Source organism: Alloscardovia theropitheci (assembly GCF_004332295.1).
GTDB classification, from domain to species: Bacteria; Actinomycetota; Actinomycetes; order Actinomycetales; family Bifidobacteriaceae; genus Alloscardovia; species Alloscardovia theropitheci.
On the sequence record NZ_RXLP01000023.1, the window covers coordinates 1 to 20611 of the forward strand.

Sequence of the window (20611 nt, forward strand, 5' to 3'; positions counted from 1 at the left end):
CGAGATAGAAAACGATAATTGGGATAATTGCAAGGACAAGACATGCCATCATTGCACCCATATCGATTGAACCGTAACCGCCCTTAAGATACTGTACTGCTACCGAAATAGTCTTGTACTTTCCTAAATCAAGCGTTAAGTATGGAAGAAGGTAATCATTCCAAATCCACATTGCTTCCAAAATAGCGACCGAAATAATAGACGGTTTCATAATCGGAACGACAATCTGGAAGAATGTACGTGGAACTGAGGCGCCATCAAGCATTGCGGATTCTTCAAGAGACTTAGGAATACCCTTGATAACACCCGTAAAGATGAATACCGCTAGACCCGCTCCAAAGCCGAGGTAGACTATCCATAATCCCCATGGGGTATTGAGTTTTAACATGTCAGCTAATTTAGACAATGTAAACATCACCATCTGGAATGGAACAATCATGTTAAACAGGAACAAGGTATAAAGCAGTTTCGCTGCCCAATTATTTACGCGAACAATCCACCATGCGCACATAGAAGTGCACAATATAATCAATGCCACGGCTCCCACAGTAATAAATACTGTCCAGCCGAACGATGATCCAAACTGTGTGAGTTCTACACCTCGCGTGTAATTATCAAGTCCAACGAAGGCTTTACCGATTGGCAAAGAGAATGCGTTTGCTGAGATATACGCTTTCTGCTTAAAAGAATTAATCAGTACTAAAACTATCGGAAAAATCCACAGTAGACTAAGAACCGCAAAAAATACGGACCAGAGACCACCATGCTTAATTTTGTTATTTGATTCATTCATTATGCCTGCACCTCTTTGCTTGTGGTGAGCTTATTTTGAATTAATGCGATAGCTGCAACGAGTATAAAGAAGAGCACTGCTTTTGCTTGTCCAACGCCTTCCCATCCCATTCGTCCATAGAACGTTCGGGTAATATTCATCGCAAGACCTTCTGACATGTAGCTTGGAGCACCATTGGTCAGTGCTAAGTTCTGATCGTAAAGCTTGAAACCATTTGTGACTGTTAAGAATGAGCACACAGTAATGGAAGGCATCATTAATGGAATAATAATGCGGAACATAATCTGTCGTCCATTTGCGCCATCGACGGCTGCAGCCTCAAGTACGTCGCTAGGAAGGGACTGTAGTCCAGCTATATAGATAATCATCATATAACCGATTTGCTGCCAGCATACAACGACAACCAATCCCCAGAATCCGTATGTTGCTGAATACGTTAATGCTCGACCCCAGTGAGCCAAGATACCATTAAGCAAGAGCAACCAAATATAACCGAGGACGATACCACCAATAAGATTTGGCATAAACAATGCTGAACGATAGAGAGAAGAACCGCGAATAGCTCGTGTGAGCAAATATGCGATAGCAAATGCTACGACATTAATAACAATTGTCGTAACAATAGTAAAAGCTGTCGAGAACCCAAGAGCATGCAAGAATTGGGGATCTGCTAGCGCTCTTTGGTAATTCTTCAAACCTACCGGCTGACCATCAGTCACCGTTGTGAATTCGCAAAAACTTAAATAAACACCCATGATAAATGGGATTAAAAAGCCAATAACAAAAGCAGCAAACGTTGGCAACGCAAATAGCGCCCACCACTTTCGTATCGCTTTACCAGCCATGTCAATCATCTTTGGCTGCCTCCTTCGACACACTACCTCGTGAATCCAATACGCGCTCGACATCGGTAATTTACTTGGCTTTATGCCCTTTGGCGGAACACTGCTTCGTGAGTTGCTCTATGCCTCGCTGCGTTATGCTTTCATCATAGAACCTTTATACAGATTATGTCAAACGTTATCATTTTCGTGTTGAATTTTTGTGCAATTTCTATCATTTTTTCTGCATAACATGAAGTCAAGATACAGAAATCTCAATTATCGCAACGATTTTAAGTATCGAAACTTATGCACAATTTGCAAAAAATTTCTCTACTTTTTTGCAAACGATTGTAAAAAGAGCGAATTTTCCTGATAGAATAATTGTATAAACAAGGAGGTTGGTATGGGTACAACCATTCAGGATGTTGCCGAATCGGCAGGGGTATCACCGTCTACAGTCTCGCGCGCTTTTACGCGACCTGATTTAGTATCCCACAAAACTCGCGAAAAAATTCTCCAAGTTGCTTCTGAGCTTCACTTTTCCCTCTCACGTTCAGCTGCAGCATTAAAATCGGGGAAATCATTACGAGTCGCTCTCTTGATGAGTGGCAGTATGAATTTGTGGTTTATTTCATCCCTCTTCGAAGGACTCAATGAAGTCCTCCATCAAGAAGGCTATGACATATCCGTATTCCAAATTTCAAGCGAGAATGAGCGCAAAGAGTTCTTCAAAAATTTGCCGCTCCGTCGCAACGCAGATGCCGTAGTCGTTGCATCATTTGGAATTGAACATGATGAAGTTGATCAATTGAGTTCCATTGGAATTCCTGTAATTGGAATCAATGCCGACAACGCACACGATTTTGGTTTTACAGGGGCTATTAATATCGATGACATTCACGGTTCCGAGCTTGCCGCAAGGCATCTGCTCCAACTAGGTCATAAGAATATTGTGTATATAAGTACCTACAGAGAAGTGACTCTTCATTTCTCAGTGCAAACACGTATCAATTCATTCCTGCGTTACTGCGAAGAACATGGCGCGAAGGTTCAGCATTTATCATGCAAAGTTTCAGAAGATGGACATTACCAAATTAGTGATGTCGCCTCGCGCATCTTAAGTATGGATACTCTCCCCACTGCTATTGCATGTCAGGAAGATGGCCTTGCTATCCCTTTGACGTTTCAGTTAGAGCGCAGTGGCATCCGCATTCCTACCGATATCTCGATGATTGGCTTTGATGATGGTTTCTATGCTTCTGATTTAGGCTTGACAACGATCCGTCAAAATCCTGTGGACCTCGGGCATAAAGCAGCTCATATGGTTCTTAATTTTATCAATTCTGAGCCTGTAGAAAACCCATTTATGATTGAGGATGCTGAACTAGTTATCCGTTCATCAACATCTCGACCACGCATTGAGTAACATACCGTAAGCAAGAGCCTACTAGCAACAAGTTAAGGGACAGCACGCTTTTATTGAGCTGCTGTCCCTTTTATCATGCGAACGTTTGATAGAAATACTAATACATCAATGAGTTATTTTCCAGACGTATCTAAGCCCAAAGAACAAGTATCATACGGAAATTCAGAAAACGAATATTATTTATTAAACCTTTTAGGCAAAAGTGGTCATTCTGATCACTTAATTTCACTCCTTGCAACGTAATAGCGTCCCATTTTACCCAAAAAGGTGCGTAAAGACCACTTCTCCTCAAACTTTCTTTCCACTCGCAACCACCAGCTGGCGCTACTGCCCCACAAACAAAATAAGGGTACCGGATTGATCCAATCCAGTACCCTTATCGTATTCGGTTATATGATGAATTAAGGTGATTTACTTCAGATAATTCTTTAGTGAGAAGCGTCGTATTCGGTCTTCCAACCGTCAACGAATGCCGTCTTTACAGCAGACCATTCACCTGTTCCTTGTGCGTATTCGAGCAATGCATTTCCGAGATTATTCTTCCATGTCTCAGAAGGCATCATGGTAAAGTTCCAAGAAACTACTTCATGCCCAGCCTTGACATCGTCAACAGCTGCCTGAACCAATGGATTCTCAGACTTGATATCTTCGAAGTTCTTGAATGGCACAGTGAAGCCCATATCTTGAGAGAGGGACTTCTTACCCTGATCAGAGCTTGTAACCCACTTCAAGAAGTCTTCAGTAGCCTTTTGATCCTTCTCAGATGCCTTGGAGTTAATGCACCAGTAATTTTCAGAACCAGTAGCAAGACCTTGCTTTTCTTCGCCCTTAGCACCGATATAAATTGGGAGCATTCCTACAGTATCAGCACTCATTCCTGCCTTGCTCAAATCAGACCAAGCCCATGTACCATTTTGATAGAAAGCTGCCTTTCCAAGCGCAAACTCAGAATTAGCATCATCACCAGTCTTAGAGCTAAGCTGCGTACGAGGAGTTGTGGAGTCTGTAATGTACAAGTCGAAAATCTTCTTGTAATTATCGAGATATGAGCCCTTAATCGTTTCTGGCTGAGAGGTAATCTTATCTGCCTTGAATTCGTAGAATAATGGCAAATTTGCAAGGTGAGTCTTGAAACGCCAATCGGAGCTTGAATCGAAACCTGCAGATGTAAATGCACCATCGACTCCAAGTTCATCCTTATGCTTTTGGATGCCATCAGCAACTGCCTTGAGCTTATCAAAGCTATTAATTTCTTCTGTTGACTTCACAGCAGCATCAGAAAGAGCAAAATACTTGTTCAGAATGTCCTTGTTATAAATCAAGCCATATGTTTCTGTTACATATGGAACGCCTACAACCTTGTCACCATCCTTCAAAGCCATGCTCTTATCAGTAAGCTGATCGTAAATATATGACTTTGATAAATCAGCCGTGTAATTCTTCCAGTTCTGATAACCAACAGGTCCGTTAATTTGGAACAATGTAGGAGCATCGGTCTTAGCAATTTCTGACTTAAGAGTCTGCTCATACGAACCTGAAGCAGCATTTTGAACTTTAACTTCTACACCAGTTTCTTTGGTGTATGCTTTTGCCAATTCTTGCCACTGATCTGCATTTTCTGGCTTAAAGTTCAGGAAGTATACCTTTCCTTTACCATTATCGCTTGAGCTTGAATTAGAGCAAGCTGCCAGAGCACTAAATGACATCGCAACTACAGCAGTTAACGCTATGGTTGACTTCGCAATTCGATTCATCGTCGAACCTCCCCTGATGCGCATTCACGCATCACATTAATCTTCCATGAAAAATGTCACCGTTAATCGGATAGCTCAATTATGCATCAATCTTTTTATTTTTGCAAACGATGTCAATAGTTTTCTCTAAAAAATAGACAAATTCTTGCAAGTTTCTTTGTAAGAATCGCCATTTTTCAAGGGTTTTGTATACTCATTGCTACTTCAAAAATGAGACACGCTCAAGAATATGCAATCGTTCGCTAATACGAGATTAACGACTTTATCTTATGAAGCATATAACGATATCAGTCGCTAAGGCTCCCTAAAGCAGCCGCATAGAATGCATCATAATAAGACTCATAACCGTTATCCCAATCCAACACACAGCACCTAACGCTAATGGCTTTCCCGCTGTCTTAATGAGTTTGACCACGTTACTATTAAGTCCAATCGCTGACATTGCCATAATAATAAAGAATTTAGAAAGTTCTTTCAGTAGGTTAAATGAGCTAGCTGATACTCCGAAACGAATAGCAACAGTAGTGATAAGCGATGCGAGCACAAACCATGCAATGAATTGGGGAAATGCACGCTTAAGAGAAAAGTGAGTTGAAGCTTCATTATTCGAACCGATATTGAAGGATTCACGAGATAATTGTGTGTGCGCACGCGCAGTAATAATGCTGAGTACGAGAGTAATTGGGATAATCGCTAATGTACGAGTGAGCTTCACAGTCACAGCCTTGTCCAAAGTTGCGGAGCCAAGATTCCACATGGTATCCCATGTTGAAGCCGCCGCCGTTACTGAAGACGTATCGTTGACAGCTGTTCCCGAAAAAATGCCAAATGCTTCCCCCCTTGTAGTACTCATACCCAATGCATGCCCTAGTACTGGGAAAAGCAGTGCAGCTATCACATTAAAAAGAAAAATAACTGAAATCGATTGCGCTACTTCCTCGTCATCTGCATCAATAACCGGCGCTGTAGCCGCAATAGCTGATCCACCACAAATTGAAGATCCTACAGCAACTAAAGTCGCCACACGTGAAGACATGTTCAACACATACTTCATCGCCCATCCTAAGAGCAGAGCTGTCGAAATCGTTACGATAATAATTGGTAACGATTGCCATCCTGTTGCAGCAATGACCCCAAGATCAAGACCAAATCCCAGAAGTACGACAGCTGTCTGAAGAATATACTTAGAAGTGAATGATATGCCCGGTGTAGCCTTGCCCTTGTCTTTCCACCACAGAGCGATAATCATACCGATAATTATCGCAAAAATCGGCCCACCAATTACAGGAACAAGCCTTCCAAGCCCCCAAGCGATAACGCCTATAGCACAGCTGATAAGAATTCCTGGAAGTAATTGAGTAATTTTGTGAGTCAATGTTTGCATAAGTTCAGTTATATCGGATAGCGTGAACCTTGAGCTCTATCTATAATCAAACTTCTCTGGATAAAAACTCAATCGGGTTACTATACAGCATCTCTTCGAGCAAGTACGAACTATATTATCGAACTTATAGTTAGCAAAGTTCTGAATTAAAAGTACTGCTCATAACCATAAATCAAAATACACGCACAAAGAATAACAATACCAGCAAGAATTGCTAAAGTAATTGCAATTATTCTATTCGTTTGAGTTCGCATACATCCACCAAGAATAGCCCCACATGTACCGAATACTAAAAGGTACCCTGCGAGTATATAAGACCATATATTCGCCCGTGGATAGACGAAGAGTGCTACTTGTAAGATAGCGCCCGCACCCAGTTGCCCTAAACATGCATATTCCAAACCTTGCCAATTTTCGGTTGTCATCAGTTCCCATCCTCCTCGTGGTTTATTCATCCCGATTTCCAACTCATCAATTGTTCCAACGAAACCTTGCGCCTTCACAAAAGTAATTAAATATATCATAGTCTCATGCTTCTGGTTTTACATCTCATTGTTGCAAAACTTGAGCAAAATCCTACTTCGCTCTTGGATGCGATAAAATATAACTTTCAATCAATGCCTGAGGAGACACATGCGTATAAATCTGCGTGGTCGTTACGGATGCATGCCCCAGCAATTCTTGAACTGTTCGTACGTCTGCTCCGCCTTGAATCAAATGAGTCGCGCACGAATGACGTAAGGTATGGGGATGAATTTCTTTATCAATACCTGCAGCTTGTGCATATTTTTTAACAATTTCCCACACACTTTGCCTCGAGAGTCTTTTACCTCGCTTATTAAGGAAAATCGCACGCATTTCCAGGCCGGTTTTTGATTTTTCCGCGAGCTTCATTCGGGCACTATCAAGATATCGTTGCAGCGCACTGCACGCATAAGATCCAAGTGGCACAAGACGTTGCTTATCACCTTTTCCAATGATTCGCGCCACACGAGTATCCAAATCGATATCGGATATATTTGCTCCCACTACTTCAGATACACGAGCAGCTGATGCATACATGAATTCTAAAAGAGCTCGGTCTCTAATTCGTACGGGATCTGTTTCCGTATCATCTCCACATGCCGCAATCAACCGCGAAACCTCGTCAATAGTAAGTGCATCAGGTAATTCCTCACCAATTTTCGGCGGTTTTATAGTTTCAGATACATCGTCGGACAGCTCGCCTTGTGATACAAGGAATTTATGAAATTCATGAATAGAAGCAAGACGCCTAGCAATGCTACGCGCGCTCATAGAATGCATAGAAACCACAAATTGTTCAACATCTTGGGTGGTAATATCTTTCACGTCATTAATTGCACGAGACACACACCATTGCGCATATCGTCGTATGTCAGATTCATAGGCCGCTACTGTGGCAGCAGATAAGCCGCGTTCAACTTCGATATAAACGAGGAATTGCTCAATATGCCCATCAAACGCACTTACTTTGTTCGTATTGTTCGTATCATGCGAAACCGACGACAAATCTTCCACTCCTACCTCATGTGAATTCGACATATGTCTACTGTACACAAAACCTCCGTCCACAAATAGCGAACGGAGGTTCATTTTATTGCTCTATAGGTTAAGCCAAGTTATGCTTAAAAAACTGTTTTAAGCCTCAACTGGAGCATTAACGTCAGCTGGAAGAGCTGCCTTTGCCTGCTCCACAATTGCCTTGAAGGTTTCAGCATCGCTTACAGCGAGCTCAGCCAAAGCACGGCGATCGAGCTCGATGCCAGCAAGGCGAAGACCTTGGATAAAGCGATTATAAGTGATACCTTCTGCGCGTACTGCTACGTTGATACGAGTAATCCACAACTTGCGGAAATCACCCTTACGTGCCTTACGGTCACGGAAATTGTAATTAAAGGAGTGAAGGAGCTGTTCCTTAGCCTTGCGATAAAGGCGAGAACGCTGACCGCGGTAACCGCTAGCGCGTTCGAGAACAACACGACGCTTCTTATGAGCATTAACTGCGCGCTTTACACGTGCCATAGTATTTCCTCTGCTTTCTAAAAAATCCTAATCCAGCGCGCGCTTACTTAGCGAGCATATTCTTGAGCTTCTTGCTCTGTGCTGGTGCGAGTACCTGGTCAGCCTTCAAAGCACGACGCTTACGTGCGCTCTTGTGCTCCAAGTTGTGGCGCATTGCGGAACCTGCCTGCATGAGCTTGCCGGAACCGGTTACACGGATTCGCTTAGATGCAGCGGAGTTACTTTTCATCTTAGGCATTGCTGCCCTCCTTGCTTGTCGTCTTCTGGGAAGAAGTCTTGTTCGCAGTTGCGTCTGATACCTTGCTTTCAGCTTCTGCAGCTGCTGCTTGAGCTTCGCGCTTAGCGTTCAGACGAGCGGCTTGACGGGCTTGACGCTCTGCACGAGACTCTGCACCACGACGGCGCTGCTCAGACTGTGTCTGAACTTTCTTGCCTTTTGGTGCGAGCACCATAATGATATTGCGGCCATCCTGGCGTGGCTGTGATTCGACGGAGCCGAATTCTTCAACTTCCTCAGCTAAGCGCTGGAGAAGTTCTACACCACCGACAGGGCGAGACTGTTCACGTCCACGAAGCATAATAGTGACCTTAACTTTATCGCCACCATTGAGGAATCGTGTAACATGACCCTTCTTTACCTCAAAATCATGGTCATCAATCTTAAGTCGGAAGCGAATTTCCTTAACCTCTGCAGTGCTTTGGTTTCGGCGTGCTTCACGAGCCTTAATCTTTTCGTTGTACTTGTACTTACCATAGTCGATGAGCTTAGCCACTGGTGGCTGCGCATTAGGCGCTACCTCAACCAAGTCCAAATTTGCTTCACGAGCAAGATTAAGAGCTACGGATGTAGCAATAACGCCTACCTGTTCGCCCTTTGGGCCAATCAGGCGCAGTTGTGGCGTACGAATCTCATCGTTAATACGTGGTTCTGTAATGATGTCTCCATTCGTAAAACTATGCGTGGGTACATCCCAGAGACTCCTGCCATTCGTCGATAAATGCGGCACATATCTTGCGGAACATACATGACACATAAATGTACACGTATATATCCATTCAAATACATACACTTATAGGCACTTATTAACGGTGACCTAAGTCTGAACCCGAAGTCATAAAAAACTTCCAGGTGGGAAATTCCACTTTCTTGATTTCTCAAGCCTTGTTAATATTACCATATGCTATGACAATGTGGTGCATGTTTCTTCGAAAGAACATACACCACATTAGTTTTGATTATGATGGACAATAATTTCGTTCGGGACTAAGTTCCGCTCTATCAAAATAACTATCGCATCATCCTATTGTTTCTGAGCGTATTTCTGGGCCTATTTTTGAGGCTCGCCACTACCTTTCTCAGATTTCTTGTCTCCAGATCCACTCTGAGGATTATTGCCACGTGGTTTGACACGAAGATGCATAGTCTTCATAATCTCATTGCGAATCTCTTGAGGATAATCATGTGGATGCTCAAGTTCTTGCTGCTCAATGTAGTGATGATGTGTCCAATTTTCATGATGAGCATGCGAACCGTGGAAATGGTCCGGATATACAGGCTCAGCACCACCGAATGGACGTGGTGTCTTTGCTGCCTTAATCTGGTTACGGTTTGTTGCATCCATAACTGCAATTGGTGGCACAACCTCTTCTTCCACAGGTCCAGACGTACGATTTGCCATCCATGCTGGCATAGCTTCAGCAATGCGCGACGCAATCCAGCAGATAACAAAGTAAATAACTGCAGATACAGCAAGCGTTTGCAAGATATTGAAATACATCGATCCCAGGCGGCGCGATTCCTGTAACAAATCTGTATACAGAATAATTGATCCCAGTGCTGTATCCTTGAGGGCTACAACAAGCTGTGTAACCGTAGCCGGCATCATAGCAAAGATAGCCTGCGGAACTTCGACTTGCATCAATGATTCGGTACGTGTAAGACCAAGTGCTAAAGATGCTTCACGCTGTCCCTTTGGAAGATTTCCCACACCTGAGCGTACAAGTTCAGCAATAACCGAACCGTTATACAAAATCAATGCAAGAACAACTGCATAGTAGGACGAATGCTGAATTCCCATACCTGCAAACCAGCGCCAAAAGAATACCATCATAATAAGCACTGGAACAGCGCGACAGAATTCAACAATAATTGCAGCTATAAATCGAATATATGGATTTGGCAAAAGACGCAAAATACCAAAAACCAAACCAAAAATCAAAGATCCGACTATACCCGCCAAAGCAGCACCTAAGGTAAGCCCAAGACCTGGAAGATAGAAATCAGTCCATGCCTCTAAATCTAACGCTGGCTTCCACAGCTGCCATGACAACTGATTTTCGCCTTGTGGCGGATTGTATAACCGAACGAGTACGACAATAGCAACCGCGGCGATAAGTATCGCTGCAATCACATTCATAACGCGAATAATGCGCTTACCCTTTGGACCTGGTTCATCAAAGAGTAACTGTGTAGACATATCTTTGTTTTTCATCGACGTACCGCCAATCGATTAGACAGGAATGTAGTCAGCAAGCCAATTGGAATGATGAGAATCACATAACCAATTGCAAAAATAAGGAAGATACCAATAATGTGCTCGGAATGGAATTCAATCATCGTGCTCATTAAGCTAGAGGTCTCCGTTGCTACAGATGCCGCAGCAGCTACTGTGGAGTTCTTGAGAAGTGCAATAAGCGTATTACCCAAAGGAGCAACTGCACCTCGAATCGCCTGAGGCAAAATAATTTGCGTAGCTGATTGCATAAAGCTCAAGCCTAGAGCACGCGATGCCTCTGCCTGACCAACAGGAATCGTATTAATACCGCTTCGCAATGATTCGCATACGAATGCAGCTGTGTATACGCCTAAGCCCGTTACAGCCAGCCAGAAGAAGTTAATAGTAAAAGTATCTGAGAAGCTAATCTTCAGCTGACCGAAAATACCTAAAACCATGAAAACCATAATGATTGTCAGAGGCATGTTCTTAAAGAACTCACAGTATCCAGCAGCAAACCCACGAAGGGATGAAATTGGACTAATGCGCATCATGATAAGAATCACGCCTAGCACAACAGCAATAACTGCAGCCCAGAAGGTAAGTTCTATATTTACCCAGAAAGCCCCCAGAATGTCGTATTGCTGGAAAAGCTGAAGGAATTCATTAAAATTTTGTGTCATGACCCTCCCCTTTCCTAATTCTTCGAATCCGAAGATTCTTCGGTGCTTCGTGCGAATTCTACCGATTGAGCAGATTCGCCTTGATTTGCAAACGGTGGATTGTATTGTGTATCAGGTGTAAAACCAGTACCAGACGTGTTATCTTCGATGGCTTGTTCCCAGTCACCCGTGCTCACCATCTTATTGATAGCCGCATTAATCTTTTTAGCTAGCTCATAGTCGCCCTTGTGGAGGCCGACTCCATAGTATTCCTGAGTGAATGGCTTACCAACAAGCTTGAGGCGTCCTCGAGAGTTTGATGCTAAACCAGCAAGAATAATGTTGTCAGTCGTTACAGCATCAACAATTCCTGAGAACAATGCAGTGGCACATTCCGCATAGCTAGGTTGTTCCATAAGCTGTACTTTATTGGAATAACGTTCCTTAATGACGACAGCCGATGTGGAACCAGTTACTGAGCACAAACGCTTTCCATCAAGATCTTCCGGACCGTTAATAGTCGTATTATCAGAACGAACAAGTAAATCCTGCCCAGCGACCAAGTATGGGCCAGCAAAATCAACAGTTTTCTTACGATCGTCTGTAATTGAGTATGATGCAAGAATCATATCAACATCTCGATTTTGAAGCATCGCTTCACGTTGCTTCGATGGAGCTTCTCGCCAGACGATTTCGTAATCCTTGTATCCCAATTCGTGCGCGATATAACGAGCTACCGAAACATCAAAACCTGTGTACGTGCCGCCCTTTTTAAAACCCACACCAGGCTGATCAAACTTAATTCCGATTGTAATTTTATGATCACTGTCTGTTGCACTTGTCGAGCTGCAAGCAGCCAATGACACAACGCTCACTGCCGCAACTGCCGTTGCAATCAGTCGTGTTATGATTTTCTTCATTTTCTCTCCCACTCATTCTTTATTGTTTATCACATCAACAGAGTTAGAACTCAATCGAATGATTAGTGCTTGAGAATCTTGGACAAGAAGTCCTTAGCACGGTCAGTTTCAGGATTTTCAAAGAATTGCTCAGGAGCACCCGCTTCAAGAATCTTGCCGTCAGCCATAAATACGATATTGTCTGCAACTTGACGAGCGAAGCCCATTTCGTGGGTAACGCAAATCATAGTCATTCCCTCATGCGCAAGCTGAGTCATGGTATCGAGAACTTCATTAACCATTTCAGGATCAAGAGCAGAAGTTGGCTCATCAAAAAGCATTACCTTTGGATGCATAGCCAGAGCTCGCGCAATTGCTACACGCTGCTGCTGACCACCAGAAAGCTGTGATGGCATTTTAGAAGCCTGAGAATCGACACCAACGCGTGCGAGCAATTCCATAGCTTCATCCTCGGCATCGCGCTTAGACATGTGGCGAACACGCATAGGAGCGAGAGTTACATTTTGCAAAATGGTTTTATTTGCAAAAAGATTAAATTGCTGGAACACCATTCCAACTTCAGCACGAAGATTCGCCAAATCTCGACCTTCTTCAGGAAGGACTTCACCATCAATACGAATTACACCTGAATCGATTGTTTCCAAACGATTAATAGTGCGGCACATGGTTGACTTACCTGAACCAGATGGGCCAAGGACAACCATAACTTGTCCTTTACCAACCTTCAAATTAATATTCTTGAGTACGTGCAAATCACCGTAGTGCTTTTCTACGTGGCTCAGTTCTACAAGCGGATTTTCGATGTTGTCACCGACGTGCACACTTCTGTGAATATGTACGCTGTTGTGGATTTCTGTAGCCATACATCCTCCCCATCTTCATTTTCTTGTACTTGCTCGCTCATAATAATGAGCTATAGCTCATGCGAGGTAGTTTAACCTTCAGTTGTTAGTGAACTGTGAACTTATGTAACGTAAATGTTTCATTCGCAATAATCGCAGATTCTCATAGATTGTGATGAATTCCGCTGTATACGAATAATTATTGTCTATTTTTATCTCAAAGAATCGTGTGTTTACTCGTATTCCGGATATGCATCATACAGCACACAGCCTTAAAAAAATTGCCATAATACATAACACAATTTGAGATGAGTATTCAATCATAGGCGTGAGCCTCTACTTTCACTAAATGGATTCATACAGAGTCATATGAATCCATAGAAAATTGCTTTCACCATAGGCCCTCAATGCATTCAGTATCTACGAAAACAGCATCATCCTTATAATTCGCATATTGAGAGTTGTCCCAGTTTACACAGACAATAACAATATGTCTGACTCATTTCATTCCTCTCGCTCAACGTATCATCCCTCTTCCTCTTATGGGATATTCACGAAATTCCTTGCTAATATAGAGGCTTTTTGGGCTAAAAGTCATATCGAACTTGCACAAGAACCTCGCGGAGATCGAAGTGGCACTATTACATACACCTCACCTGAGCATAACGAGCAAGAAATTAGTCCACTCTTCCCTGCTCTTCACATTGCAATGATTGGCGATTCCCTCACTGTTGCATGCGGTACCACAGATCAGAAGGATGGCTTTGCACCGCGCATTGCACAAGAGTTAAGCTCTTTTTACGAGCGCGATGTAACGTGGGCTACATACGGCAAACTGGGTGCTACTATGCGTCGTGTGCGTTATCGTTTATTACCTGAACTTCTCGCAGCACAAGAACAATCCAATTCAAAACTTGACGTACTTTATATTTGCGCTGCTTCGAATGATGTTATGGCTCAGCGTGACCCACAAGAATATGTCAATGATTTACGTGTAGTTCTTGACAATGCACGCGAAATTGCCCATCAGATTATTGTGCTTGGACCAGCTCAGTTCTACACTATTCCAGCGCTTGGCAAGCATCTTCACACCGTCTTATATCACCACGAACTCAAGTTTATTAAGGCAACGCAAGAGCTCTGCGCGAGCAAGAATGTCCAATACATTGATATGACACAAGCTGATATATCTACTGTACTTGATCGTTTTTATGCGTCAGATAACTTCCATCCTAATAAGTTCGGTTATCGTATTATGGGTCAATACGCAGCTGCTCATACTCAGGTAGCTCATTAAATGACACGTTTATCAATAGTTTGTGCCGTATATGCATTTGGTGTATACGGCACAAATCATTGATAATCATACAGAGTTTTGTTATTCCTTTTTGTCTTCTAAAACGAGAGGAACGAGATCAGAGTATCCCTCTTCTTCCATCTTTTCTATAGGAATAAATTCTAGAGAAGCGGAATTCATACAATAGCGCAGTCCTCCCAAATCCTTAGGCCCATCAGTGAACACGTGTCCTAAATGTATACCGCTATCTTTTGCACGCACTTCAACACGAGGTCGACCAAACAACGAATAGTCCATGACCTCTACGACATCATCGTTGTTAATTGGTCTGCTAAACGATGGCCATCCACAACCTGCATCGAATTTAGTAGTTGACACGAATAGCGGCTTTCTACTAACGATATCAACATAAATTCCGGGTTCAAATTTCTGGTCATACGTATTTGCAAAAGGTCTTTCGGTCTCAGCATTCTGCGTTACTTGATAACTTAAATTGCTGAGCTGCCATATGCGTTCAATATATTTTTGTCGTTGTGGTACGCGAAGCATCGCTTGCACAGAAATATGGCAGTACCCTTCAGGATTCTTAATTAAGTAATCTTGATGATAGTCTTCTGCTTCATAGAAATTATGAATCTGTTCAATTTCTACAGCACAATCACGCTGCTCTCTACGTTCCAATTGATCAATAGCAGTCTCGAAAATCTCACGTTGCATTTTCTGATGCTCATCATCGCCTGAAAGATATAAGCCTGTACGATATTGACGACCAGTATCATTACCCTGACGATCTTTACTCCACGGGTCAATAACGTCCAAAAACAGCAGCGTTAGTACTCGTAAAGAGACCTTTGTTGGATCAAAAGTAATTTCTAGTGCTTCTACCGCATCTGTTTCACCTGAACATACTTCTTGATAGCTTGGATTATCAACTCTTGAATTTGCGTATCCGACACGCATAGAGAGTACCCCTGAAACTTTCCTAAAGTACTCCTCCATTCCCCAAAAGCACCCACCCGCTACGTATACAACATCACTAGAATCGTTTTTACTCATGGGCACAAGTATATTAGAGGTTATGGGAAAAAACAGTAGTGAATCTAGCATTTCGCGTTCAGCTCGCCGAGCAATCATTTTTGGAGCGGGTCAGTATTTTGATGAAATGCCTTTTATCCCTGCTGACGCTTATGTCATCGCGGCCGATGGCGGGTATGACCATGTCGTTTCTCTCGGCATCACTCCTCATGCATTTATCGGGGATAAAGATTCTCTACTCGAAGAATTGCCAGAAGATTCAGCTACGCGGATTATTGAGTTGCCCTCAGAAAAAGACGATTCTGACCTTATGGCGGCAGTTCGATATGCGTGGTCGATGGGAGTACGAGAGTTTGAGTTCTTCGGTGTTTCTGGAGGACGAGTTGACCATAGTTTTGCCAATATTCAAATTGCTGCAAAAATTTCTTCTTTTGGCGGGGCAGCTTTTTTGCACGCTGATCATACAATCATCACGGTTATTTCTAATGCAATTATGACTTTCCCAGGTGGGTATGTATCGAGTAAACGTCCGATTTCCATCTTCGCTTATTCCAGCACATGTAAACATGTCAGCATTGAAGGTCTCAAATATGGCGTAGATGATATCGAAATGAACAATCTAGACCCATTAGGCCTGAGCAACGAATTCCTTCCCGACACTCCTGTAACTATCGCTGTGGATGGTGGAAGCCTTGTCATCATGTACCCGAGTGAGGCGCCTACTCCACGTATTATTTTTCATGTCGATAATCGCACAGATTTTGGAAACATTACACAAGAAGTATCATCACGCCTTTATTCAGAACAATCTTCTGGTTCAAAGCGTGGACGTCATGCCGTTCAATAGATGCCTAAGATATATTAATATTGCAGATACTTTAATACAGCGTTAGTTGAGCGAATCTACAATTTCACGCAGCTTTACATTTTACTAATTATCTATTGAATATTTATCAAATAAGCATCGAGAAATATCGATAAACAAATACTTTCTCAGCGAAATCAACTCGCTTAACCGCGCCACGATGTCATTCGGTACACACTGAGCATTAGACTAAAAGACGTTGGCAATAAGCCTCTACTGTGACTCAATACTGGTCACGGAACATTGTATAAGGAAGTATTAAATGACAGTAAAGATTGGTATCAACGGTTTCGGTCGTATCGGTCGTCTTGCTTTCCGCCGTATCCTCGAGCTTCAGAATCGTGGCGGCGAAGCTGGTGACATCGAAGTTGCAGCAATCAACGATTTGACTACCCCATCCATGCTCGCATACTTGCTCAAGTATGACAGCAGCCAGGGTCCTTTCAAGCATGATGACGGCACTGCATATGAGATTTCCTCTACTGACACTGCACTTGTTGTAGATGGCAAGGAATATCCAGTATACGCAGAGCGCGATGCAAAGGATATCCCATGGGTAAAGAACGATGGCGTTGAGTACGTACTCGAATGCACCGGTTTCTACACCTCTGCTGAAAAGTCCCAGGCTCACCTTGATGCAGGTGCTAAGAAGGTTCTCATTTCTGCACCAGCTAAGGATGATACAACTCCTACAGTTGTATATGGCGTAAACCATGAAATCCTTAAGCCAACCGATGCAATCGTATCTGCTGGTTCTTGCACCACTAACTCAATGGCTGCTATGGTTAAGCTTCTCGATGACAAGTTCGGCATTGAGATTGGTTTCATGACTACTATCCACGCATACACTGGTACACAGATGATTCTCGATGGTCCTCGCAACAAGACCGGTCGTAACAACCGTGCTGCTGCTGTAAACACCATTCCTCACAGCACTGGTGCTGCAAAGGCTATCGGTAAGGTAGTTCCTTCTGTAGACGGTAAGCTTCAGGGTCACGCACAGCGCGTACAGGTTCCAGACGGATCTATTACTGAGCTCACCACACAGCTTCGTGAGAAGGTAACTGCTGACGAAATCAACGCAGCATTCAAGGAAGCTTTCGAGAACTGCGAATACTACGGCTACAATGCTGATGGCATCGTATCTTCTGATATTATCGGCGATACCCACGGTGGTGTCTTCGACCCAACTCAGACTGTAGTAAACCAGGCTGGTGACAAGCAGCTCGTTCAGACCGTAGCATTCTACGATAACGAGTATGGATTCACCTGCAACATGATTCGTACTCTCCTCTACTTCGCAGAGATCAACGAGTAGGAATTAATATAGTCGCAGATTAAGAGCGAACTTACGGGGCTTTTACCTTCATGGGGAAAGCCCTTTTCTTATGCCTGAATCCGCCACTCTCTTAAACCTGTGGTTGAGGACGAATTAATCTACTTTAGTCTCACAAACATCCCTACCATCACACGGCAAAATCACGATGACGTATGGTTTTACACTTTTCAGGAGTATAGTGATAATTTATACAAGCGATAGTCACCCAACGGTAGTATGTATGATTATCGTTATTACTTAACTATGGTGCTTGACTTGAAGACTGTCAGTAAAGGACTATAAATATGACCACAATGAAGGAAATATCCGCTTTAGCAGGAGTATCCGTATCCACTGTGTCTCTAGTCCTTAATAATCGTGATTCTGGCCGTGTCAATACACAGACAGCAGAACATATCCGTGCACTAGCCCATCAATTGGGTTATAAGCCAAATCAGATGGCAAGAAGCTTACGTACTAGCCGAACTCATATCCTTGGTTTCCTTAGTGATGAAGTTGCGACAACGCCTTATGCGGGAGCAATGATTAGCGGTGCCCAAGATGCTGCAAGCCAGTATGGATATGTAATTATGACGGTCTCAACAGATAACGAAGCACAAGAGCGTCACGAGATAGCAGCTCTCGAACGTTACGGTGTAGATGGATTTTTCCTCGCAAAAATGTCTAATCGGCATTCACGCGTGCCAGAAAATTTAAGCGAATATCCTGTCGTGCTCGTTAATTCTACATATGATTATTCTTCTGCGAAGAAAACTTCGATAGCGGGTGTTCCACGATACACCGGTATCGCACCAGACGAAAAACGTATTGGGTACGATGCCACAAAACGACTTATTGATGCTGGTTGCACACGTATCGCATATATTGGATGCCATGAGCCAATGATTGCTGAAACGTTACGTTTCGAAGGTTACCAAGATGCTTTAAAAGATGCTCGCATTGAATATGATTCGAATCTATGTATCCAAGTAGGTAATAATACTCCCGCTTTACAGGCGGTTCATTCGTTAATAGATAAACATCATCCCGATGGATTCTTCTGCTTTAACGATGCACGCGCGTGGTATGTCTATGACTGTGCAGCACGCCTCGGCCAAGAAATTGGTCGCGATATCCACATTGTCGGCGTTGATAATCACCGTGTATTAGCTGAAACGCTATCTCCGCAGCTTACGACCATTGAATTGCCCCACTATGAAATGGGGTATTGGGCAGCATGCAAACTTATCAGCATGATTGAGGAAAAAGATACACAGGATTTTGAGATACCTGATACCACAGCTCCTCTGCCATCACTTGATAACGATGGTGATGTGTTCATACAATGTGCTCTCATAGAAAAAGAATCCGTATAGTTTTTTATCGCCACACGAACGTTGAATCACTACTCGATGCATCTCTATCATCAGCTAGCATCTCGGTTTAGCCGAAATATCCGGTAGATACATCATTTACTTCCTTAGCTTTAATACACGACACGTCAATCGTTTGACGTCAAACGATTGACGTGCTATTTTATAAGCGTTAACTAAATGAGCGACGATGTCATTAAGCACACCGCAGTTCATAGCTAACGAAAACGATAAAGTTCTAAGAATCGAGATAGCAATGGTGCGTAAAAGTTTCGCCACATGGAAAAATCCATCATACTTGCAAAGTTCCTTCGGAATTTTCATGTTCTTCTGCTCATGGGGTATCTGGTGGTCATTCTTCCAACGTTGGCTTAATACTATTGGATTAAATGGCGCCGAAGTCGGTCAAATCTACTCCATCAATTCCCTCGCCACACTCATTATCATGTTTGCATATGGCGCTATTCAAGATCAGCTTGGTATTAAGCGCTATCTCGCTATCGCCATTTCCGCTATAGCTGCACTCATCGGACCATTTGTGCAGTTCATTTACTATCCAATGATCAACGCAGGTGGAACTATTCGTTTTATTGGAGCTCTCATTGGTTCAGTTGTTCTTTCCGCTGGATTCATGGCTGGATGTTCGCTTCTTGAAGCTCTTACAGAACGTTATTCTCGTAAATTCTCCTTTGAATACGGGCAATCTCGCGCATGGGGATCTTTTGGATACGCTATCGTCGCACTGATTGCAGGGCACGTTTTCAATGTCAACCCATTGATTAACTTCTGGATTGGATCCGTATTCGGACTCGCAATGCTTGCTATTTATGCTTTCTGGATTCCTACAGAACAGCGCGAAGAGCTTAAGAAGCAATCCGATCCACAAGCTACACCAACTAATCCTTCGCTTAAAGAAATGATTTCAGTTTTGGGGATGCCTACTTTATGGCTGTTGATTGTATTTACACTGCTTACTAATACTTTCTACACCGTATTTGACCAGCAAATGTTCCCAACCTTCTACACAAGTCTCTTCCCTACGGAAGAAATTGGTAATAGCACTTATTCCACTCTCAACGGCATACAGGTATTTATCGAGTCTGCAATGATGGGTGTAGTCCCAATAATTATGCGTAAAATCGGCGTACGTAACTCTCTTCTTTTGGGAGCATTCATTATGTTCGCACGTATCGGACTGTGTGGAGTATTCCACGATCCAATTAGCATCTCAATTGTAAAACTCTTCCACTCGATTGAAGTACCTCTGTTTATCCTCCCAGTGTTCCGTTACTTCACATTGCATTTTGATACGAAACTTTCTGCAACGTTATACATGGTTGGATTCCAAATTGCTTCTCAGGTAGGCCAAGTCGTATTCTCCACTCCTCTGGGAGCTTTGCACGACCGTTTAGGCGATCGCCCTACATTCTTAACTATTTCCTTCATCGTTCTTATTGCATTAATCTATGGATTCTTCATCATCAAGAAGGATGATCAGGAAGTTGGCGGTGATCCATTCTATACTGATAAGCAGCTAGCAGCTATGAAAGAATCAGCACAAAACGCTTAAACCACTTCAT

The 20611-nt window shown here is 43.0% G+C and carries 20 protein-coding genes; 6 read left to right on the plus strand and 14 right to left on the minus strand.

The annotated features are described in order from the left end of the window. Together EJ419_RS05610 and EJ419_RS05615 are read right to left on the minus strand one after the other, a co-directional pair. Positions 1-793, minus strand: a 793-nt coding sequence (locus EJ419_RS05610) for a carbohydrate ABC transporter permease (RefSeq protein ID WP_131284492.1), incomplete at its 3' end; no start/stop codon positions are given. Continuing rightward, entirely contained in the window at positions 793-1647 is an 855-nt protein-coding gene (locus tag EJ419_RS05615; protein ID WP_131284494.1) for a carbohydrate ABC transporter permease, read from the minus strand. The genes EJ419_RS05610 and EJ419_RS05615, both read right to left, overlap by 1 nt. 373 nt (positions 1648-2020) lie before the next feature. Here EJ419_RS05615 and EJ419_RS05620 point away from each other — a divergent pair, with 373 nt between their 5' ends. Continuing rightward, entirely contained in the window at positions 2021-3043 is a 1023-nt protein-coding gene (locus EJ419_RS05620) for a LacI family DNA-binding transcriptional regulator (protein ID WP_131284496.1), read from the plus strand. Between the two features lie 428 nt (positions 3044-3471). Here EJ419_RS05620 and EJ419_RS05625 read toward each other — a convergent pair whose 3' ends face one another. From EJ419_RS05625 to EJ419_RS05675, 11 genes are all read right to left on the minus strand, one after another. Next, entirely contained in the window at positions 3472-4821 is a 1350-nt protein-coding gene (locus EJ419_RS05625; protein ID WP_165496251.1) for an ABC transporter substrate-binding protein, read from the minus strand. 280 nt (positions 4822-5101) lie between these two features. Continuing rightward, the gene (locus EJ419_RS05630; RefSeq protein WP_131284501.1) at positions 5102-6181 is read right to left on the minus strand and encodes a YeiH family protein; all 1080 of its coding nucleotides are present in this window, start codon (positions 6179-6181) and stop codon (positions 5102-5104) included. 146 nt (positions 6182-6327) lie between these two features. After that, positions 6328-6705, minus strand: a complete 378-nt coding sequence (locus EJ419_RS05635) for a hypothetical protein (RefSeq protein WP_131284503.1) — start codon at positions 6703-6705, stop codon at positions 6328-6330. 52 nt (positions 6706-6757) lie between these two features. Next, positions 6758-7744 carry a site-specific tyrosine recombinase XerD gene (xerD, locus tag EJ419_RS05640; RefSeq protein WP_131284505.1) on the minus strand — a complete coding sequence of 329 codons (987 nt, stop codon included), beginning with the start codon at positions 7742-7744 and terminating at the stop codon, positions 6758-6760. A gap of 96 nt (positions 7745-7840) precedes the next feature. Then, a complete protein-coding gene (gene rplT, locus EJ419_RS05645) occupies positions 7841-8224 on the minus strand; it encodes a 50S ribosomal protein L20 (RefSeq protein WP_021618217.1) in 384 nt (127 codons plus the stop codon). A gap of 43 nt (positions 8225-8267) precedes the next feature. Beyond that, positions 8268-8462, minus strand: a complete 195-nt coding sequence (gene rpmI / locus EJ419_RS05650) for a 50S ribosomal protein L35 (RefSeq protein WP_018143830.1) — start codon at positions 8460-8462, stop codon at positions 8268-8270. Further along, on the minus strand, positions 8455-9258 hold the full coding sequence (gene infC, locus EJ419_RS05655) for a translation initiation factor IF-3 (RefSeq protein ID WP_240680353.1): 804 nt from the start codon (positions 9256-9258) through the stop codon (positions 8455-8457). The genes rpmI and infC overlap by 8 nt, the downstream gene beginning before the upstream one ends. A gap of 294 nt (positions 9259-9552) precedes the next feature. After that, on the minus strand, positions 9553-10716 hold the full coding sequence (locus EJ419_RS05660; protein ID WP_131284507.1) for an amino acid ABC transporter permease: 1164 nt from the start codon (positions 10714-10716) through the stop codon (positions 9553-9555). Beyond that, positions 10713-11402: an amino acid ABC transporter permease gene (locus tag EJ419_RS05665; RefSeq protein WP_131284509.1), complete on the minus strand. Its 690-nt coding sequence runs from the start codon at positions 11400-11402 to the stop codon at positions 10713-10715. Before EJ419_RS05665 ends, EJ419_RS05660 begins: the two co-directional genes overlap by 4 nt. A 14-nt stretch (positions 11403-11416) precedes the next feature. Continuing rightward, positions 11417-12301 carry a glutamate ABC transporter substrate-binding protein gene (locus EJ419_RS05670; protein WP_131284511.1) on the minus strand — a complete coding sequence of 295 codons (885 nt, stop codon included), beginning with the start codon at positions 12299-12301 and terminating at the stop codon, positions 11417-11419. A gap of 62 nt (positions 12302-12363) precedes the next feature. After that, positions 12364-13164, minus strand: a complete 801-nt coding sequence (locus tag EJ419_RS05675) for an amino acid ABC transporter ATP-binding protein (protein WP_131284513.1) — start codon at positions 13162-13164, stop codon at positions 12364-12366. Positions 13165-13633: 469 nt separating this feature from the next. Here EJ419_RS05675 and EJ419_RS05680 point away from each other — a divergent pair, with 469 nt between their 5' ends. Then, positions 13634-14440, plus strand: a complete 807-nt coding sequence (locus EJ419_RS05680) for an SGNH/GDSL hydrolase family protein (protein ID WP_131284515.1) — start codon at positions 13634-13636, stop codon at positions 14438-14440. An 81-nt stretch (positions 14441-14521) separates the two neighbouring features. Here EJ419_RS05680 and msrA read toward each other — a convergent pair whose 3' ends face one another. Beyond that, positions 14522-15496 carry a peptide-methionine (S)-S-oxide reductase MsrA gene (gene msrA, locus EJ419_RS05685; protein ID WP_131284517.1) on the minus strand — a complete coding sequence of 325 codons (975 nt, stop codon included), beginning with the start codon at positions 15494-15496 and terminating at the stop codon, positions 14522-14524. A 22-nt stretch (positions 15497-15518) separates the two neighbouring features. On the opposite strand from msrA, the gene EJ419_RS05690 reads away from it, so the two are divergent. The 4 genes from EJ419_RS05690 (at position 15519) to EJ419_RS05705 (ending at position 20601) form a co-directional block, all read left to right on the plus strand. Next, positions 15519-16322 carry a thiamine diphosphokinase gene (locus EJ419_RS05690; protein WP_165496252.1) on the plus strand — a complete coding sequence of 268 codons (804 nt, stop codon included), beginning with the start codon at positions 15519-15521 and terminating at the stop codon, positions 16320-16322. 280 nt (positions 16323-16602) lie between these two features. Then, a complete protein-coding gene (gap, locus tag EJ419_RS05695; protein ID WP_131284521.1) occupies positions 16603-17658 on the plus strand; it encodes a type I glyceraldehyde-3-phosphate dehydrogenase in 1056 nt (351 codons plus the stop codon). A 305-nt stretch (positions 17659-17963) separates the two neighbouring features. Continuing rightward, positions 17964-19034, plus strand: a complete 1071-nt coding sequence (locus EJ419_RS05700; RefSeq protein WP_131284523.1) for a LacI family DNA-binding transcriptional regulator — start codon at positions 17964-17966, stop codon at positions 19032-19034. Positions 19035-19287: 253 nt separating this feature from the next. Then, positions 19288-20601: an MFS transporter gene (locus EJ419_RS05705; protein WP_131284689.1), complete on the plus strand. Its 1314-nt coding sequence runs from the start codon at positions 19288-19290 to the stop codon at positions 20599-20601. Positions 20602-20611 lie beyond the last annotated feature (10 nt).

Coding starts and splice junctions, on each gene's coding strand:
- rpmI (WP_018143830.1), bottom strand. CDS start 8,462: ATGCCTAAGATGAAAAGTAACTCCGCTGCATCTAAGCGAATCCGTGTA.
- EJ419_RS05620 (WP_131284496.1), top strand. CDS start 2,021: ATGGGTACAACCATTCAGGATGTTGCCGAATCGGCAGGGGTATCACCG.
- xerD (WP_131284505.1), bottom strand. CDS start 7,744: ATGTCGAATTCACATGAGGTAGGAGTGGAAGATTTGTCGTCGGTTTCG.
- gap (WP_131284521.1), top strand. CDS start 16,603: ATGACAGTAAAGATTGGTATCAACGGTTTCGGTCGTATCGGTCGTCTT.
- EJ419_RS05630 (WP_131284501.1), bottom strand. CDS start 6,181: ATGCAAACATTGACTCACAAAATTACTCAATTACTTCCAGGAATTCTT.
- msrA (WP_131284517.1), bottom strand. CDS start 15,496: ATGAGTAAAAACGATTCTAGTGATGTTGTATACGTAGCGGGTGGGTGC.
- EJ419_RS05660 (WP_131284507.1), bottom strand. CDS start 10,716: ATGAAAAACAAAGATATGTCTACACAGTTACTCTTTGATGAACCAGGT.
- EJ419_RS05690 (WP_165496252.1), top strand. CDS start 15,519: ATGGGAAAAAACAGTAGTGAATCTAGCATTTCGCGTTCAGCTCGCCGA.
- EJ419_RS05680 (WP_131284515.1), top strand. CDS start 13,634: ATGTCTGACTCATTTCATTCCTCTCGCTCAACGTATCATCCCTCTTCC.
- EJ419_RS05615 (WP_131284494.1), bottom strand. CDS start 1,647: ATGATTGACATGGCTGGTAAAGCGATACGAAAGTGGTGGGCGCTATTT.
- EJ419_RS05665 (WP_131284509.1), bottom strand. CDS start 11,402: ATGACACAAAATTTTAATGAATTCCTTCAGCTTTTCCAGCAATACGAC.
- EJ419_RS05675 (WP_131284513.1), bottom strand. CDS start 13,164: ATGGCTACAGAAATCCACAACAGCGTACATATTCACAGAAGTGTGCAC.
- EJ419_RS05670 (WP_131284511.1), bottom strand. CDS start 12,301: ATGAAGAAAATCATAACACGACTGATTGCAACGGCAGTTGCGGCAGTG.
- rplT (WP_021618217.1), bottom strand. CDS start 8,224: ATGGCACGTGTAAAGCGCGCAGTTAATGCTCATAAGAAGCGTCGTGTT.
- EJ419_RS05625 (WP_165496251.1), bottom strand. CDS start 4,821: ATGCGCATCAGGGGAGGTTCGACGATGAATCGAATTGCGAAGTCAACC.
- EJ419_RS05705 (WP_131284689.1), top strand. CDS start 19,288: ATGGTGCGTAAAAGTTTCGCCACATGGAAAAATCCATCATACTTGCAA.
- infC (WP_240680353.1), bottom strand. CDS start 9,258: ATGTGTCATGTATGTTCCGCAAGATATGTGCCGCATTTATCGACGAAT.
- EJ419_RS05635 (WP_131284503.1), bottom strand. CDS start 6,705: ATGATATATTTAATTACTTTTGTGAAGGCGCAAGGTTTCGTTGGAACA.
- EJ419_RS05700 (WP_131284523.1), top strand. CDS start 17,964: ATGACCACAATGAAGGAAATATCCGCTTTAGCAGGAGTATCCGTATCC.